Source organism: Paraburkholderia sp. CNPSo 3076 (assembly GCF_026343935.1).
Taxonomy (GTDB): Bacteria; Pseudomonadota; Gammaproteobacteria; order Burkholderiales; family Burkholderiaceae; genus Paraburkholderia; species Paraburkholderia nodosa.
Window position 1 is genome coordinate 64,719 of sequence record NZ_JAPMAL010000011.1, and the last position, 16,400, is coordinate 81,118.

The 16,400-nt window shown below is 63.5% G+C and carries 15 protein-coding genes and 1 pseudogene; 6 read left to right on the forward strand and 10 right to left on the reverse strand.

Annotation, left to right across the window (positions count from 1 at the left end):
• Window positions 1–16 precede the first annotated feature (16 nt).
• The 8 genes and pseudogenes from M3A49_RS14490 to M3A49_RS14525 all read right to left on the reverse strand — a co-directional run bounded on the left by M3A49_RS14490 (window position 17) and on the right by M3A49_RS14525 (window position 8,090).
• Window positions 17–1,531, reverse strand: a complete 1,515-nt coding sequence (locus M3A49_RS14490) for a complex I subunit 5 family protein (RefSeq protein ID WP_266229239.1) — start codon at window positions 1,529–1,531, stop codon at window positions 17–19.
• Window positions 1,528–1,878, reverse strand: coding sequence for an NADH-quinone oxidoreductase subunit K (locus tag M3A49_RS14495; protein ID WP_266229240.1), 351 nt, complete (start codon window positions 1,876–1,878; stop codon window positions 1,528–1,530). The genes M3A49_RS14490 and M3A49_RS14495 overlap by 4 nt, the downstream gene beginning before the upstream one ends.
• Complete coding sequence (locus M3A49_RS14500; protein ID WP_266229241.1) at window positions 1,875–2,819, reverse strand: hydrogenase subunit MbhD domain-containing protein; 945 nt, start codon at window positions 2,817–2,819, stop codon at window positions 1,875–1,877. Before M3A49_RS14500 ends, M3A49_RS14495 begins: the two co-directional genes overlap by 4 nt.
• Window positions 2,816–3,109: a monovalent cation/H(+) antiporter subunit G gene (gene mnhG, locus M3A49_RS14505; RefSeq protein ID WP_028202235.1), complete on the reverse strand. Its 294-nt coding sequence runs from the start codon at window positions 3,107–3,109 to the stop codon at window positions 2,816–2,818. The genes M3A49_RS14500 and mnhG overlap by 4 nt, the downstream gene beginning before the upstream one ends.
• A gap of 56 nt (window positions 3,110–3,165) precedes the next feature.
• A pseudogene (locus M3A49_RS14510) lies at window positions 3,166–3,390 on the reverse strand (monovalent cation/H+ antiporter complex subunit F); the annotation flags it as partial.
• Window positions 3,383–3,910: a Na+/H+ antiporter subunit E gene (locus M3A49_RS14515; RefSeq protein WP_266229242.1), complete on the reverse strand. Its 528-nt coding sequence runs from the start codon at window positions 3,908–3,910 to the stop codon at window positions 3,383–3,385. The gene M3A49_RS14515 and the pseudogene M3A49_RS14510, both read right to left, overlap by 8 nt.
• Window positions 3,910–6,981 (reverse strand): efflux RND transporter permease subunit, encoded by a 3,072-nt coding sequence (locus M3A49_RS14520; protein ID WP_266229243.1) that lies wholly within the window; start codon window positions 6,979–6,981, stop codon window positions 3,910–3,912. Before M3A49_RS14520 ends, M3A49_RS14515 begins: the two co-directional genes overlap by 1 nt.
• Window positions 6,978–8,090 (reverse strand): efflux RND transporter periplasmic adaptor subunit, encoded by a 1,113-nt coding sequence (locus tag M3A49_RS14525; protein WP_266229244.1) that lies wholly within the window; start codon window positions 8,088–8,090, stop codon window positions 6,978–6,980. Before M3A49_RS14525 ends, M3A49_RS14520 begins: the two co-directional genes overlap by 4 nt.
• Before the next feature lie 803 nt (window positions 8,091–8,893).
• Between M3A49_RS14525 and M3A49_RS14530 the strand changes: the two genes are divergently transcribed.
• On the forward strand, window positions 8,894–9,550 hold the full coding sequence (locus tag M3A49_RS14530; RefSeq protein WP_266229245.1) for a cytochrome c oxidase assembly protein: 657 nt from the start codon (window positions 8,894–8,896) through the stop codon (window positions 9,548–9,550).
• Complete coding sequence (locus M3A49_RS14535) at window positions 9,547–10,059, forward strand: CopD family protein (protein ID WP_266229246.1); 513 nt, start codon at window positions 9,547–9,549, stop codon at window positions 10,057–10,059. Before M3A49_RS14530 ends, M3A49_RS14535 begins: the two co-directional genes overlap by 4 nt.
• On the opposite strand, the gene M3A49_RS14540 is transcribed toward M3A49_RS14535, so the two are convergent.
• A complete protein-coding gene (locus tag M3A49_RS14540; RefSeq protein ID WP_266229247.1) occupies window positions 10,023–10,535 on the reverse strand; it encodes a DUF2231 domain-containing protein in 513 nt (170 codons plus the stop codon). The genes M3A49_RS14535 and M3A49_RS14540 overlap by 37 nt on opposite strands.
• 51 nt (window positions 10,536–10,586) lie before the next feature.
• Here M3A49_RS14540 and coxB point away from each other — a divergent pair, with 51 nt between their 5' ends.
• From coxB to M3A49_RS14560, 4 genes are all read left to right on the forward strand, one after another.
• Window positions 10,587–11,282, forward strand: a complete 696-nt coding sequence (gene coxB, locus M3A49_RS14545) for a cytochrome c oxidase subunit II (protein WP_266229248.1) — start codon at window positions 10,587–10,589, stop codon at window positions 11,280–11,282.
• Entirely contained in the window at window positions 11,279–13,816 is a 2,538-nt protein-coding gene (gene ctaD, locus M3A49_RS14550; RefSeq protein WP_266229249.1) for a cytochrome c oxidase subunit I, read from the forward strand. Before coxB ends, ctaD begins: the two co-directional genes overlap by 4 nt.
• Complete coding sequence (locus tag M3A49_RS14555; RefSeq protein WP_266229250.1) at window positions 13,813–14,151, forward strand: hypothetical protein; 339 nt, start codon at window positions 13,813–13,815, stop codon at window positions 14,149–14,151. The genes ctaD and M3A49_RS14555 overlap by 4 nt, the downstream gene beginning before the upstream one ends.
• A gap of 98 nt (window positions 14,152–14,249) precedes the next feature.
• Window positions 14,250–15,575, forward strand: a complete 1,326-nt coding sequence (locus tag M3A49_RS14560) for a ferric reductase-like transmembrane domain-containing protein (RefSeq protein ID WP_266229251.1) — start codon at window positions 14,250–14,252, stop codon at window positions 15,573–15,575.
• A gap of 126 nt (window positions 15,576–15,701) precedes the next feature.
• Here M3A49_RS14560 and M3A49_RS14565 read toward each other — a convergent pair whose 3' ends face one another.
• Window positions 15,702–16,367: an MOSC domain-containing protein gene (locus tag M3A49_RS14565; RefSeq protein ID WP_266229252.1), complete on the reverse strand. Its 666-nt coding sequence runs from the start codon at window positions 16,365–16,367 to the stop codon at window positions 15,702–15,704.
• Between the last annotated feature and the right edge of the window lie 33 nt (window positions 16,368–16,400).

A 16,400-nucleotide genomic window follows, 5' to 3' on the forward strand; every position in this document is an offset into this window, starting at 1 on the left:
AGACTCTGGGACAGGCTCATGGCGTCCCCGCCGGCAGTATCACGGTGCGGCCAATCTGCGCCACGTCGACGGGCAGCAGCACGGCCAGTCCCAGCAGGAAGGAGCCCGTGGCGAGGCCGAGCACCGCAAGCTGCTGGTAATGGGGCACCTGCTTCTTCGGCGACCAGCCGGATGCGGCGGGCTCCATCGCACGCACGACCACCATGAAGACGTAGACGCTCGTGAGCAGGCCGCCGATCAGCATCACCAGCGCCCACCACCATTGCCCGGTCGCCAGCGCCGCCGATATCAACAGCCACTTGGCCAGAAAGCCTCCCGAAGGCGGCAAGCCGATCAACGTGGCCCCGGCCAGCGCGAATGCGGTCAGCGTCATAGGCAAGGCGCGCGCCGCGCCACGCAGGTCGGCCAGACGGTCGTGACCCAACGTGCTATAGATCAGACCGGCCGCGAGGAACATGGCCGCTTTCGCGCTCGCATGCGAGACGGCCTGCAACAAGCCGCCCGTGACGGCTCGGGCGCTCTCATGCTGCGCGGCGAGCGGAAACAGCAGGAACAGATAGCCGATCTGGGCAACCGTTGAATACGCGATCAGGAGCTTCAGGCGCACCTGGCGCAGCGCCACGACGTTGCCGAAGAGGATAGCCATGGCGCCCAGGCCCGCAAGCAGTTGCGCGACGGACCCGCTCACCATGCCACCGAAGACATCGACCCACAACCGCACCACCACGAACCACGATCCCTTGATGACCAATGCCGACAGCAGCGCGCTCGCGGCGGCAGGCGCACTCGCGTGGGCAGGCGGCAACCACAGATGCAGCGGGAACAGCGCGGTCTTGGCAAGCATGCCAGCGGTCATCAAGGCCGCCGCCGTCCACGCTAGCGGGCCGGGAGCGATCCTCCGGGCCAGCAGCGCGATGTCCAGCGTGCCATACGCGCCGTAAAGCAGGAATACGCCCAGCAGATACAGCATCGAGCCGATCAGCGCATATAGCAGATAACGCAACGCCGCTTGCAAGGTTTCGGCGCGACCGTCCAGTGACACCAAAGGGACGCCGGCAAAAGTCAGCAGTTCGAGCGCGACGTAGAGCGTAAAGATGTCGCCGCTCACGAACACCAGATTGAGCGCGCCCCATACCGCTAGCAGCAGTAGCCAGAAGGCCAGCGGCGCGCGCGCCTCGCGCGTGCCGGCCGGCGTGCCGAAATCGCCGTTGGCGTAGATGGCCACCGCGCCAACCACCACGGCAACCACCAGCATCATGCAGACCGATAGGCCGTCCGCGCGGAGCATGACGCCGAGCGGCGGCGCCCAGCCGCCGAGCGCATAGCGCAATGCGTCGCCCGAGACCAGCAGCCTGGCCGCGATCTCCAGCACGATGCCTATGCCGAAGACGATCGTTACCCACGCTACACGTTGCGCGTGGCGGCCACCTGGCGTCAACCCGGCCAGCATGCCGGCAAAAGGCAATAGCACGGCGAGCGCCAGCAGCAGGCCGCCCGGCGTCGATTGCCCTGTGAGCGCCAGCGTCGTCACCTGGCCTCCGCATTGGTGCGCGCCTCGCCCGGCGCTGCATCGCCGTCCGCCGAAAGCGAATTCGTGCCGGTTTCCGCAAACCGGCGCAGCATGAGTCCGACCGCGAGTGCGGAAGCGGCGAACGATACGACGATCGCCGTGATCAACAGCGCCTGCGGCACCGGATCACCGGACATGCCGACGCCCGCGCCACGCTGCGCGATCACGGCACAGGCCAGAAAAACGCCATTGCCTATGAGGTTGAAAGCCAGCACCTTGCGCAAGGGCTGCGGGTTGACGATCAGGCCATACACGCCCAAACCCACCAGAGCGGCGGCGGTCAAGCCGAACAGGTGCGAGACGTTCATGGGCGCACCTCCGGCCGCTGCGGCGGCCCGACAAGCAGGAGTACCAGGGTCACGGCAAGCGAAGGGAGCAGCGCGGCTTCGATGATGATGATCCACAGCTTCGCCCACCCATCGGGGTACGCCAGAAACGCCCCGGCCATGACCGCGCCAAGCAGGCCCAGCGCGATGAAGACAGCCGGTCCGAGAATCAGCACGGCGCGCAACCAGCGCCGGCTGACCGCAGGCGCGTCGCGCAGACCGGACATCATGACGAGCAGCCACATTGCCGCAATCACCGTGGCGCCCTGAAATTTGCCGCCCGGATGATCGGCGCCGACCCAGAAAATGTAGATGCCTATTACGACGCCTATCGGCGGCAATACTCGCGCCAGGTACACCAGAATGTCGTTGGGGCTGACCGCCTGCGCCAGTCCCGGCCTGCCGCCCCAACAGCGGTCCGGCGCGAGCGACCAGACGCCGACCACGCCGAACAGCAGCACGATCGCTTCGAGCAGCGTGTCGATCGCGCGAAACGACAGCAGGACCGCTGTGATCGGGTTGCCGACGCCCGTTGCCTGAATGTGCCGCGCCACCTCGGGCGCGAGTGTCGGCGCGGGGTCCGGCAAGCGCAGCAGGCACAAGGCGATCACGACGGCCACAGCCGCGGCGGCGACGCCGGCCGCAACACGCATTCCGAGGCCCGGCGTTTCGGCTTGGGCAGCCGCTTCGGTTGGACGCAGCCGCGAAGCCGCGCGGATCAGCAGCGCGCCGGTCAAGCCCGCGCCGATGGCCGCCTCGGTCAACGCCACGTCGACTGCGCGAAGCACCAGCCAGGCGAGCGTGAGCAGCAGGCCGTAAGGAATGAACCCGGCGACCGCAGCGAACGTATCGCGCACAACGACAGTCCAGAGCGCGAGCGCCAGCAACAGAATCCCGATGCCGACGGAGATGGCGGAGATCACGTGCGTTTCTCCTGCCGGCGCGCGGCGCGCGCGATGAGTTGCGACACATCGGACGACGTCAGCATCACCAGCAGCCAGACCACGATCAGCTTGAGGGCGACCACGATATGACCGGCCTGGGGCAACAGCCCCACCACCACCATGCCGAGGCCCAGATTATCGGCCTTGGTGAGCGCATGCAGCCGCGTGTACGTGTCCGGGAACCGCAACAGCCCAACCGTGCCCGCCACGAAGAAGAACAGGCCGGCCAGCATGGCAATGATCGTAAAGACGTCGGCTGCGGTTTTCATTTCCGGTCCTCATTCGCGCTATCGCCTTCTGACTGGAGATCGGCCTTCACGAAGGCGACCGAAGCGAACGCCGCGAGCACGGCAAGCGTCAACGCGACATCCACTACCGAATCCACGCCGGTTGCCGTGCCGACCAGCAGCAGCGCCGCAATCCCGCCCGTGCCGAACAGTTGCGCGGCCATCATGCGGTCGGCGCGCGTGGGCCCGCGCAGCACGCTCAGCAACCCCACGGCCACCATTAACAGCACCAATGCGCAGACGGCGATGAGCACGTCAGCCATGACGTTCACCACTGACCAGCGCGCCGGCGAGGCGCCGCTCCTCGTCCGCCAGTTGCTCGGCGATCGGCTGCGAGATGTCGAGGCAGTGGTAGACGAGCCCGTCCGCGGTCTCGTCTACCGGGAGCGAGCCCGGCAAGAGGCTCGTGATGATGGCGAAACCGTTGCGCGCCGTCCCCGGCGGAAAGCCGGTTCGATAGACGACGATCCCCGGCTGCAAAGGCAGGCGCGGGTCCAATGCGCGGCGCGCCACGTCGATGCCCGCCAGCACGGACTGCGCGAGAAAATGCGGCGCGAAAACGAGTAAAGCACCCAGGCGCAACCGTCCAGCGGCGGGAGGAAGCAGACGCAGGCTCATCTGCGTCGCGACGATCGTCGCGATCAGGCCGCATGCGAGATCGGCCGGCTTCACGCTCGGCATCAGGATGAACCATATCGCCAGAAAACACAGCGCGCGGGCCAGCCCGACGCGCCAGTGCGAACGCCAGTCGAGCAGGAAAGCACGCAGCGATGATGCGCTCATCAAAGAGGCGCCTCCTTCAGGGAAGACCCGCCGCGCCGGTCTTCCTTGCTGAACACCACCATGTACAGGGCGGGCAGAAACACCAGCGTCAACAGCGTCGCCACCAGCAATCCGCCCATGATCGCGAAGGCCATCGCGCCCCAGAACACCGTGGGCGCAATCGGGATCAGGCCGAGCACGGTCGAGATCGAGGTCAATATCATGGGCCGTATGCGCGAAGTGCCCGACGCGACCACGGCCTCCAGCACACCCATGCCCTCGTGGCGATAGGTCTCGATCTGGACGATCAGGATCAGCCCATTTTTGGCGATCATGCCGATCAACGCGAGAATGCCCAGAATGGCGACGAAGCCAAGCGGCCGGTTGAAGACCAGCAGCGCGAGCACCACGCCTATCAGGCCCAATGGCATGACCGAGACCACCATGGCCAGGCGTCGGAAGCTCACCAGCAGCACCATCATGGTCGTGAGCATCAACACGATCATGACCGGGACCACGGCAAACACCGATGCCTGCGAGATCGCGCTTTCCTCGAATATGCCGCCAGTCTCGACCCGATAGCCCTTGGGCAGCTTCGCATTGAACTCGACGAGTTTCGGCGCCAGGGTCGCGACGACTTCGTCGGGCAGCCCGCCATGCATCACGTCGGCTCGAACCGTGAGCGTCGGTACGCGGTTTCGCCGCCATACCAGCGGCGATTCCTGTTCCTCCGTGAACGTCGCGAACTGGCTGAGCGGAACCATCCGGCCGCTCGGCGTGGGCACCTGCAAAGTGCCTAATGACTGCACCGTCAGTGGCTGTTCCTCCTGCGCGCGCGCCACGACATTGACGAGATAAATATCGTCGCGTATCTGCGTGATCGGCGTGCCGGTAATGACGGTGTTCATGATGGCGGCCAGCGCAGCGCTGCTCACGCCGAGTTGGCGCGCTTCATCCTGGTTGATGTGAATGCGGATCTGCCGGGCCGGCTCCATCCAGTCGAAGTTGATGTGGCGCGTGCGCTGGTCCGCACCCACGATACCGGCGAGATCGAGTGCGACTCTGCGCACCTGTGCCGGATCGGGTCCCGAGACGCGATACTGCAGCGGCCAACCCACCGGCGGCCCCAGTTCCAGCGGCGACACCCGAGCCACGATGCCGGGAAACTGGTCGCTCAGTACCTTCTCCAGCTTCAGTTGCAGCCGGTCGCGCGCCTCCAGATTTTTCGCCACCACGATGATCTGCGCGAAAAACGGATTGGGCAACTGGACATTCAGCGTGAGAATAAAGCGCACCGCGCCACGACCTACATAGCTGCTGAAGTGATCGACATCGGGATCGCTTTTCAAAATCGCTTCGATGCGCTCGACCTGCGCCTCGGTGGCGTGGATCGACGCGTTCTGGCGCAAGGTCAGATCCACCGTCAACTCGGGACGATCCGACGCCGGGAAAAACTGCTGCGGGACGAAGCGAACCAGGAAAATCGATACCACGAACGCAGCCAGCGTAACGGCAATGGTCAACCACCTCATGCGCAGCGCGCCGCGCAGGAAGCGGTCATACGCCATGAGCATCTTGCCGGGCTTCTGCGGCTCCTTGCCTGCCTTGGGTGCCTTCAGGATTGCCTGACCAACCAACGGCGAGAAAATCACGGCGCCGAACCACGACACGAGCAGTGCGATCGCGACCACCGCGAAAATGGAAAACGTATACTCACCAGCCGAACTCTTTGCGAAGCCAATCGGCACGAAACTCGAAATCGACACGAGCGTGCCGATCAGCATCGGCGCGGCCAGGGTCCGGTATGCGAACGTCGCTGCCTGATCTTTGCTGTCCCCCGCGGCGAGCCGGTTGATCATGGCGTCGACCGTGGTCATGGCGTCGTCGACCATCAGCGTCAACGCGATGATCAGCGCCCCCAGCGACACGCGGTGCAGGTCGATATGCACGACGTCCATGATCGCGAATACGATCGCCAGCGTGAGCGGAATCGACAACGCCACCACCGTCCCAGGCCTGATGCCCAGACTCACGAAGCTGCACGCGAGGATGATGATGATGGCCTGCCAGAGGGACGCCATGAAGTCGCTGATGGCAACATCGACGGTCTCTGACTGATTGGCGACCAGGAATGGCTCGATGCCGGCAGGCAGGTTCGCGGTCGCGTCAGCCATCTCGGCCTTCAGGTTATGGCCGAGTGCGAGGATGTCGCCCGAATCGCGCATGGCGATGGCGAGGCCGATGGCAGGCTTGCCGTTGACGCGGAACATCGGCTGTGGGGGGTCGGCGAAGCCGCGTCTCACGGTGGCAATGTCGCCCAGGCGGACGATGCGTCCTCCCAACACCAGATTGACATTTTCGATATCGCGTTCGGAATCGAAGGCGCCCGTGACCCTGAAGAACACCCGCTCCTGACCGGTTTGCAGGACGCCAGTCGGCCTGATGACATTCTGCGATCGCAACGCCGCGACGATGGACGGGTAATCCAGACGCAAACCCGCCAGACGCGTGGTCGAGAATTCAATGTAGATCTGCTCGTCCTGCGCGCCCAGCACCTCGATCTTCGAAACGTCCGGCACCAGCAGCAGACGCGAGCGGATCGCCTCAACGCGATCGCGCAACTCCCGCATGTTGTAGCCGTCGGCAGTAAATCCGTAGATGATGCCGAAGGTGTCGCCGAAGTCGTCGTTGAAGAACGGCCCGAGCGTTCCGGCCGGGAGCGTCTGGCGCATATCGCCCACGTTCTTGCGAACCTGATACCAGATGTCCTGCACTTCGGAAGGCGGCGTGGATTGCAGGAGATCGACAAAGATCGTCGTCTGACCCGCGGTCGTATAGCTGCGTATGCGATCCAGGTGACGGGTCTCCTGTAGCGTGCGTTCGAGCCGCTCGGTCACCTGTGAGAGCGTGTCGTCGACCGTGGCACCCGGCCACACGGCGGACACCACCATGGTGCGGAATGTGAAGAGCGGATCTTCGGCGCGCCCCAACCGAAAAAATGACAGGGTTCCCGCGGCGAGCGCAGCGATCATGAGGAACACGACCAGGGGGCGCTTCGAAAGCGCCCACTCGGATAGATTCGGGCCAATCACCTGGCTGCCTCGGTCCAGTGAATTTTTTGTCCCGGCCGTAATGCCTGCACGCCGGCAGTCACGACCACGTCGCCTGTGGCCAGGCCTTGCGATACCTGAACGCGGTCCTCGCCATACGCCTGAAGCTGCACCTCACGCGCCGAAACCGTGCCCGTCTTCGTATCGACCACCCAGACCGCCGGTTTGCCGCCGGGCTGGATTAAGGCACTCGAGGGAATTTCGATGGCGGGCGGCCGCTGGACCTTCATGTGGCCAATGACCGTGCTGCCCAGGCGCATGGTCGCGGGTGGATTGATCAATCGCACCCTGACCGCAAAAGTCCCGGTCACCGGATCGGCGCGGGGCGATACTTCGCGCACTTTACCAATGGCGGTCACCTCCGGGTTGCTGGCGAGCGCGACGACAATGTCGGGGTTTTCCGGGGCGGCGTCCTTGATTGCGGCGGGGACGTCGAACACGGCATCCACCGCGCCTTCGCGAGCGATCTGCACGATCATGCGGCCCGCCGGAACCACCTCCCCCTGCTCCGCACCGCGCGCCGTCACCACGCCCGCGACATCTGAAACCAGATCGGTATAGCTCAGGCGGTTCTGTGCGATGCTCACCAGTGACTGCGCCGAATCGACTTGCGACTGTGTGATCTTGGCCATCGCTTCGGACTGCTCAAAGGAAGCACGCGACACCGCATGTTCCGCAAGCAGATCGCGCATGCGGGTGAACATGGTGCGCGCCTCCAGGGCTTGCGCCTGAGCTGCGGCCAGTTGTGCGCGAGCGGACTCCAGGCTGCTTTCTTCGTTCATCCGGTCGAGCCGCGCCAGCACCTGGCCAGCCCTGACGCGGTCTCCGACATCGACGTTGCGCGAGACCATTCTTCCGTCGATACGGAACGACTGATTGATCTCGGCCTGTGCCTGCAGCCGGCCGGTCAAGGCGATGGTACTCCCCGCCTCCTGCTTCTCTATCCGGATTACACGTACCGGACGCACTTCTGCCACCGGCGCCTCTTCGCCCTTGCGACAGCCCGCCAACAGTGCACCTGCTGCCAATACACACAGCGTCACGGCGAAAGGCAGGGATACCGCTCGACCCGTTGCATGGTTCGCAAACACTGGCGTTTTCCTCTGGATTCCTGAACAGGCTGCCAGAATCCACCCTGATCTGATAGCGCGCCCTGTAGCAGCCCCGCTGGGCGCGCGGGTGCACTCCCCCGCAAACAACTTACGAAGGGGTGAATTCGCACGGGTGTTACGGTCGCAGGAAAACACGACGCTGAGCGGCAATATGCAAACCAGATTCGCGCCGCGCTATTGGTGCTTTATTCTCGAACCTGCCGTCGCCCCTGTATTCCGGTCGTATAGGCGTAGAGACTAGCCGATTTTTTTAAAAGCCGTATTTTGATCCGCCATCGATAAGGGAACCGGTCTTTCCCTTCACAATATCCACTGTAATGTTGGCGACGAAACTGCAAAAACAGCCTTCTCATGAAGCACTCATGGGTCAGCGAAGACGGCACGGACGCCCTCCCTGCACTGCATTTCACGAAATTGGGGCCACGCGAGCGGAACGTGAGCGCTGCAAACATCTGGCACGCATCCCTGGTATCGGGCTTACGCCCGTAGCGGGACTTTGCCTGGCGGATACGAACGTTTTCCGATGGGAATCGTAATCTATTCGCAATCCTCAAGGGCAGCGTAAGCATATTGGGAGGCCCGAGCGAGTTATTTGAGCTACAGTGCTTCTGCAGTCGACACGATCGTTGCCGTCCCGCCAAACGCTCCAGGTTTCTCTTCCTTTGCGCTTCAGCGCATGGTACTGAACCCGGACTAGCCGAAGATATTGCGCCATGCCATATTTTCCGGTCGCTTACTGTGGCCCTGCGAGTGTCCCCGACAGCTTCTGGATACGCTGGAATATGGACCCGCTGCTACTCGCGTCGCTTGCTGCGCTCGCGTTCGTCGTTGGGCGTGGCTGGTCGGCGAATGCGCGAGCAGGCTGGGCAGCGATCGCACTGTTGGCCGTCGTATTCGTTTCTCCACTCTGCGCCCTGTCTTCGGCATTGTTCTCGGCACGCGTGACTCATCACATCATTCTGATCGCGGCTGTCGCGCCGCTGCTCGCCATTGCCTTTCCGATGCCGCGCCTCGTCTATCCCCCGCTCGCGCCGGTGGTCGCCGCGCATGCGTGCTTCATCTGGCTCTGGCATGCGCCAGGGCTCTACGCATGGGGACTTTCTACGGCACCTGCTTACTGGCTAATGCAGATCACGCTGCTTGGTAGCGCCTGGCTGATGTGGCGCGGCATCTTCGCGGCGTCCGTGCAGACAGGCGCCGCATTGATGGCGCTCGTCGCAACGATCGGACACATGGGTCTACTCGGCGCGCTGATCGTATTCGCGCCCGTGCCGTTGTATGCCGTGCATTTCGATACCACGGCCGCCTGGGGACTGACTCCGCTCGCCGATCAGCAACTAGCCGCTCTATTGATGTGGGTGCTGGCGATGGTCCCCTATCTCGTCGCGGGGTTGCGGATCGCCTGGTCAGGCCTGCGCGTCAGTGAGCCTCATCTGTGACGACCGTTCTCAAATTCATCCATCTGGGCGCGATTGCCATTTGGTCGGGCGGCCTCATCGCGTTGCCCTTCCTGTTCGGGCAGCGCCGCGCGCTCACGGCCACCGCCGATCTCGACCGGCTGCACCGTGTCACGCGGCTGGTGTACGTGGAACTGACCTCGCCTGCCGCTTTCGTGGCGATCGCCAGCGGCACCGCGTTGATCTTTCTGCAGGCTACGTTCGTGGAATGGTTTTCCGCGAAGATGGTGCTGGTCGGCATCATGGCAATGCTGCACGTGGTGGCCGGCCTCGTGCTGCATCAACTTTATTCGCCCGACGGACATTTCAGCCGGTTCTCGGAGATCGGGCTGACCACGGCCTACGTCGTCGTCATCTTAGCGATCATCTGGGTCGTGCTGGCCAAGCCGCACATCGACTCGACCCTGATCGCCCCGCATCTGTTCGAACCCGGCGGGCTCGGCCGGTGGCTGCATCAGTCCTTCGGCGATACGAGAATGCCCACGCCATGATCGAAGACGAGCTTGCCCCCATGCCAGCCGGCGAAGCCCGTCATCACCGAGGCCAGTGCCGACAGTGCAAGCCCATGCGGCAGAACCTCGCTGGGGAAAAAGAGACGCACGCCCCAGTTGGCGCCCGCGATGGCAACGAGCGTCATGGCGGCGACCGCATGGGACCAGCTCGCCTCGCGCAGCCGGATGCCGCGCACGAGCAACAATTCAGCCGTGCCGACGGCGCTTGCGCCCACGCCGCTCCAGAACGCGAATCCGGCGGCCCACAGACCCGCCCGCACCCAGAACGGATCGCCCGTCCACCAGTAGATCACGTCCACCCCCAGGGTAGCGACGACGAACGCGATCGGAAAATGCACCATCATCACGTGAACCGGATGACCAACGAGTGCAACGGCGGAACCCGCATCGAGACGCAGCAGTTCCAGGAGCACTTCGCTCCTGGTTTCGGCTCCGGTATCGCCTTGCTTTGCCATGACGGAAGCTCCTCGCGTCGAATGAGGGACGCCGCAAACCATCATAGCTTCTTGAGCGCATCGGTCCAAGCAGGATTGCTCCTGGCGGCAGTCGGCATCTCCGGCTGCGCCGGTCCACTTTCGGCACTGGACCCGTCAGGCCGCTCGGCGAGGTCCATCGCCGGGTTGTGGTGGGTCATGCTCGCCGGGGCGGCGGTGCTATTCGCGATGGTGCTCATCCTGTTCTGCATGGTGATCTGGCGTCCGGGCTGGGGTTCGCGGGTGTCGCCCATGCGCTGGATCGTGCTCGGCGGCCTTGTGCTGCCTGCCGTCATCCTCATCCCGCTGATCTGCTATGCACTGCTCGCGGGTGAACGGCTGCTGCCGCTGCCAGCGCTGGCACCGGTGCGCATCGAGGCGATTGCGCAGCAATGGCGCTGGACCTTCCGCTACCCGGACCAGGGCGGACTCGAAATGGAGAACGTGCTGCATATACCGGCGGGAGTGCCGGTCGACATCGTCGTCACCAGCAAGGACGTCGTGCACGCATTCTGGATTCCGCGCCTTGCCGGCAAGATCGATGCCGTGCCGGGTCATGAAACCCGGCTTCGAATCCAGGCCGATCAGCCGGGCCAATACGCTGGACAATGCAACCAGTTTTGCGGCATCGGCCATGCTGAGATGCATTTCGCCGTGGTCGTCGACCGTCCTGAAGATTTTTCTGCTGCCGTCAAAAGCGCCGCCACCGCCGCGGAGGTGAAGAAATGAGTGTGCCCGTCGAGCCGCCTTCAGAGGGCATGAGCGCGCTACGGCTGCATCGCCAGCTCACCGCGATCTGGGCTACCGGGCCGGGTGTGCAGAAGCTTGCCGCCGTGAATCACACGGTCCTCGGTATGCGCATGATGATCACCTCGTTCGTGTTCTTCGCGATCGCTGGCGTTCTCGGCATGCTCACGCGCGTCCAGCTCGCCACGCCGCATGCGGCCTTCATGGACGTGGAGACCTACAACCAGGTCTTTACGATGCATGGGTCCATGATGCTGTTCCTGTTCGCCATTCCCATGGTGGAGAGCTTCGCGGTCTACCTCACGCCTAAGATTCTCGGCACGCGCGACTTCGCGTTTCCGCGGCTGACCGCGTACGGCTACTGGTGCTATCTGCTGGGAGGCACGATCCTGGCGATCTCGCTGATCCTGCGTAGCGCGCCGGACGGCGGCTGGTTCATGTACACGCCGCTCAGCTCGAACGTCTACACGCCCGGCATCAACGCGGACGTCTGGCTGCTCGGGATCACGTTTGTCGAAATCTCGGCGCTGTCGCTCGCAATGGAAATCGTCGTGTCGATCCTCAAGATGCGGGCGCCGGGCATGTCGCTCGACCGCATGCCGATCTTCGCGTGGTATATCCTCGTGACCGCGATGATGATGATCGTGGCCTTTCCCCCGCTCATTCTCGGCTCGATCCTGCTCGAGGTGGAACGCGCGTTCAATCTGCCGTTCTTTGATCCGACCCGTGGTGGCGACCCGTTGCTCTGGCAACATCTGTTCTGGCTGTTCGGCCACCCGGACGTGTACATCATCTTCCTGCCGATGGCAGGCGTGCTGTCGACCATCATTCCGGTTTTTGCGGGACGTCCACTCGTCGGCTACCGCGTTATCGTCGTCGCGATCATCGCACTCGCGTTCCTGAGCTTCGGCATCTGGGTTCACCACATGTTTACGGTGGGAATACCGCATCTCGCGCTGGCGTTCTTCTCGGCCGGCTCCGCGATCGTCGCGGTGCCGACTGCGATCCAGTTCTTCGCCTGGCTCGCCACTCTGTCGCACGGCAGGCCGCGCTGGGACGTGCCGATGCTGTACATCTTCGGCTTCTTCTTCGTGTTCACGGCAGGCGGGCTAACCGGTGTGATGCTCGCGATCGTGCCATTCGACTGGCAAGCGCACGATACGTACTTCGTCGTCGCACACATGCATTACGTGGTGGCAGGTGCGCTCGCGTTTCCGATGCTCGCCGCGTTCTACTACTGGCTGCCTTTGCTAACCGGACGCACGGCAGTGTACAGGCTGTCCGTACCGGCCTTCTGGCTGGTCTTCATCGGCTTCAACATGACATTCTTCATGATGCACCTGACCGGCCTGCTCGGCATGCCGCGGCGCATCTATACGTATAGCGGCGATGAAGGCTGGAACTGGCTCAATCTGCTGTCGTCGGTGGGCAGCTTCGTGATGACGATCGGCTTCGCGCTGGTCGTGATCGACATCGTCGTGCAGGTGCGCTTCGGCCGGCGCGTGCGCCGCAACCCATGGGAGTCGACCACGCTCGAATGGGCCATGCCGATTCCGCCCGCACCATATGCATTTGCGTCGATCCCGCGTATCGATGCAGAAACGGAAGGTGTCGCCCCCGGCCTGCTGGCGAGCTCGCTCGCGCGCGGCGAAGGCTATCTCGGCTTCACGCGCAACGGCTGGCAGGAAACGCTCGGCGTACACATGACTTCAGGCGAACCCGAGCAGTTGATCGTGTTGCCGCGCGCGACCTATCTGCCGCTCGTCACCGCGCTCGTGACCTGCGCGGCCGTGCTCGCGATGCTGTTCAAGTTCTATCTGGTGTCGATCGCGTTCGCGTTCGTGACGTTCGGCCTGTTCATCTATGCAGGACAAAGCGCAGGGCTCGCACGCGACTATGGTGCGCTGCCGGTTGGCCGTGGCGTGAGCGTTCCGCCGCATACCGAAGTTTCGGGCGCGCCAGCCTGGCTCGCGCTGACCTGCACGCTGGTCGCGAACGGCACGCTCTTTACGTCGCTCGTGTTCGGCACATTCTATTTGTGGATCGCCGCGCCAAACTGGCCGGCTGCGGTGACGCCGCAACCCAGCCGCCTGCTCGCGTTCGTCACGGTTGCCGCGCTGGCCATCGGGGCGGCGGCGGCGCGGGGCTCGCTGCGCGCCGCCGCCAGCGAACGCAAGCCATACACGGCGATCGGCCTCACTGTGCTGGCGCTCGCCGTCGCGCTGGCCTCGGCCGTCGCGCTAATCAACGGTGTCATGCCGAACCCTCGCGAACATGCACTCGGCGCGACGGCTGCGGCACTGCTCGCGTATGTCGCGGTACACGCGGGCATCGGCCTGCTGTTCCTCATCAGCAATCTGCTGCGCCTCGGCGCCGGCTTCATTTCCGCACGACGGCTCACGGACCTGCGCCTCACGCGCCTCTGGGTCGACTACACGCTGGCGACGGCCATCATCGCTTTGGGCCTCGTGCTCGCGCTGCCCGGCCTCGTGGGCATGCTCGGAGCCAGACCATGAATGCGCGTCCGCTTCCGCCCCGGCGCTTGTGGTGGCTAGCTGCGGGCTTCACTGTCTGGTGCCTCGCGCTTGCCGTTCTTTACGCGCTGCATGCGATCGGCTGCGCATTCGGCTGGGCCGCCGGCCCGCTGCGCGTGAGTCTCGCAATCGTACTGCTCCTGCACCTGGTTGCGATCGGCTGGCTATGGCGCTATCGTGCCGCCGCGCGCCGTGATCCTGGTCCCGAGCGCATCAGCACGTTCATGCACTCGGTTGTTATCTGGACCCTGATTTCGGCGTTGGCTGCGACCGCCATTACCTTTGGCCCCGCACTTCTGCTCACCACGTGCATCTGAGCGGCAGGCGAGCGACGCGCGGCCTCTTGCATGCGAGGGACGGCGCCCCGGACAGCGAGACGTCCGCTTATTTCGCTGCAGAGATAGAGAGGCATTTCATGCAGTCTCGTGATCTCATACGCAGGGCCATCTGGTCCGCCATCTATCTGCTCTTCATACTCGCCCCGCTCTTCGCGTTGCTTGCAGGCACACTGCCGCCCGCTCGAAACTTCGGCACCGAGTTTTCGGTTGCGCTCGGTTACTCCGGGCTTGCCATAATGGGCCTGCAATTTGGTCTGACCGCGCGCTTTCGTCATGTGACCGAGCCGTGGGGCGAGGACGTCATTTATCACTTTCATCGACGGGTGTCGCTGCTGGCAGTCGGCCTCGTCATCGTTCATCCGCTTATTCTGGTCGCCATTCGTTCCGAATCAGTCGCAATGCCAGAATCGCTCAGTGAGGTTCCGTGGGGTGCCTGGTTCGCTGTCCTCTCGATTGGCTCGCTCATCGTTCTGGTGATCACCGCTCTATGGCGCAAACAACTGAAAATCCGCTATGAGATATGGCACCTGTCTCATATCGTGCTCGCGCTGACGGCAATCGGCGCGGGGATGCTTCACATGATCGGCTGGGGCTTCTATCTGACCGATCCATTCAAGCGGGCGCTTTGGATCTGCGTTGCGATCTCCTGGATCTGCCTGCTGCTCTACGTGCGTCTCTTCAAGCCGCTTTTTATGCTGCGACGCCCCTACCGGATCTCGGAGGTGCGCACGGAACGCGGCGACACAACGACGCTCGTGATGCTGCCCGACGGCCATGCAGGCTGGCGCTTCAAGCCGGGTCAGTTTGGCTGGCTAACCGTGTGGAGCGGACCATTCAGGGTCACGGGACACCCCTTCTCTTTTTCGTCGAGCGCGGAGGCGCCGGACGGCCGCGTCGAAATGACAATTCGGAATCTCGGCGACTTCACGAGTACCGTGAACGAGATACCCGTTGGCAAGCGTGTGTATCTCGATGGACCGTATGGCGCTTTCACGATCGGCAATCCAACCGATATGCATGTGCTGATTGCGGGCGGCATCGGCATCACGCCGATGATGAGCATGATCCGTACGCTCGCCGATCGCGGCGACAAGCGTCCACTCGTGCTGATATACGGCGCGAAGACCTGGGACTCGCTCACGTTCCGCGAGGAACTGGACACTCTGAAGACTCGCCTCGATCTGCGGATTGCCTACGTGCTGGCAAATCCGCCCAATGACTGGGACGGAGACACCGGTCGCATTGACGCGCAATTGTTCCGGCGTCATCTTCCCCCTGAGTATGCCGATCATGAATATTTCATTTGTGGGCCCGATCCGATGATGGATGCAATCGAGTCTGCGCTCGGCGAAATGAAAGTGCCGCTTTCCCGATACCATTCCGAACGCTACAGCTTCGTCTAGGAGATTTGCGATGCGTCGACTGTTAGCCAATCGCCTTGTGGTTGCGACGGGCATCATTGTGGTTGTGCTGTCGCTGCTGTTTGCGTATCTGCGGGTGACCTCTATGCACTAGCTTGACCGAACGGGTCATCGACGCGCACGCAGCCATTTTTCCCGCTCGCCCAGGCGCCGCTTCCAGTCGGGCGCAAGGCCCGGAATGGCAATCAGCTCGACCAACGTATCGATGGACGGACGATGCGACAACTGCACCTTCCAGAACTCGTCGATGGAGAAACGTTCGGTTTGCCGTTCGATGAGCGTGATGGCGTCGCCCGGCGCAATCACGCCCGGGCTTAGGACACGGTAATACCAGCCGGTGATTCGCCCCTCGGCAATCTGCATCGACATGCGCTCGACGCCGAAGCGATGATTGATCTTCCAGCACGGGCTGCGCGGTTGCGAAACTTGCAGCATGGCGCTGCCGACCTGGTAGATATCGCCAATGCGCACGTCGCGCTCGGACAGCCCCCAAGCCGAGATGTTTTCGCCGAGACTGCCGGGCACCAAGGCCTGGGCGCACGCCGCGAACGCCTGCGCGATGCGTGCGTAATTCTCCGCCGCGTAGTGATGAACGGCCTTTTCCGGGCCGCCGTGCACGCGCGGATCGCCATGTTCGTCGCCGACAATCCCCAGCGCTTCCACGCGCACCGGCCCGGCCATGCGCCGCTTGAAAATGCCGCTGCGCTGCCCTTCGTGGTCCAGATAACCCATCCCCCCGGCGAACAACCACTCAACGTTCGTAGTCGTCGTCATCGCCACACGCATCCTCCCGTTCGCGTTTACGAC

Coding starts and splice junctions, on each gene's coding strand:
- M3A49_RS14495 (WP_266229240.1), bottom strand. CDS start 1,878: ATGAACGTCTCGCACCTGTTCGGCTTGACCGCCGCCGCTCTGGTGGGT.
- mnhG (WP_028202235.1), bottom strand. CDS start 3,109: ATGAAAACCGCAGCCGACGTCTTTACGATCATTGCCATGCTGGCCGGC.
- M3A49_RS14515 (WP_266229242.1), bottom strand. CDS start 3,910: ATGAGCGCATCATCGCTGCGTGCTTTCCTGCTCGACTGGCGTTCGCAC.
- M3A49_RS14530 (WP_266229245.1), top strand. CDS start 8,894: ATGGACCCGCTGCTACTCGCGTCGCTTGCTGCGCTCGCGTTCGTCGTT.
- M3A49_RS14540 (WP_266229247.1), bottom strand. CDS start 10,535: ATGGCAAAGCAAGGCGATACCGGAGCCGAAACCAGGAGCGAAGTGCTC.
- ctaD (WP_266229249.1), top strand. CDS start 11,279: ATGAGTGTGCCCGTCGAGCCGCCTTCAGAGGGCATGAGCGCGCTACGG.
- M3A49_RS14555 (WP_266229250.1), top strand. CDS start 13,813: ATGAATGCGCGTCCGCTTCCGCCCCGGCGCTTGTGGTGGCTAGCTGCG.
- M3A49_RS14560 (WP_266229251.1), top strand. CDS start 14,250: ATGCAGTCTCGTGATCTCATACGCAGGGCCATCTGGTCCGCCATCTAT.
- M3A49_RS14565 (WP_266229252.1), bottom strand. CDS start 16,367: ATGACGACGACTACGAACGTTGAGTGGTTGTTCGCCGGGGGGATGGGT.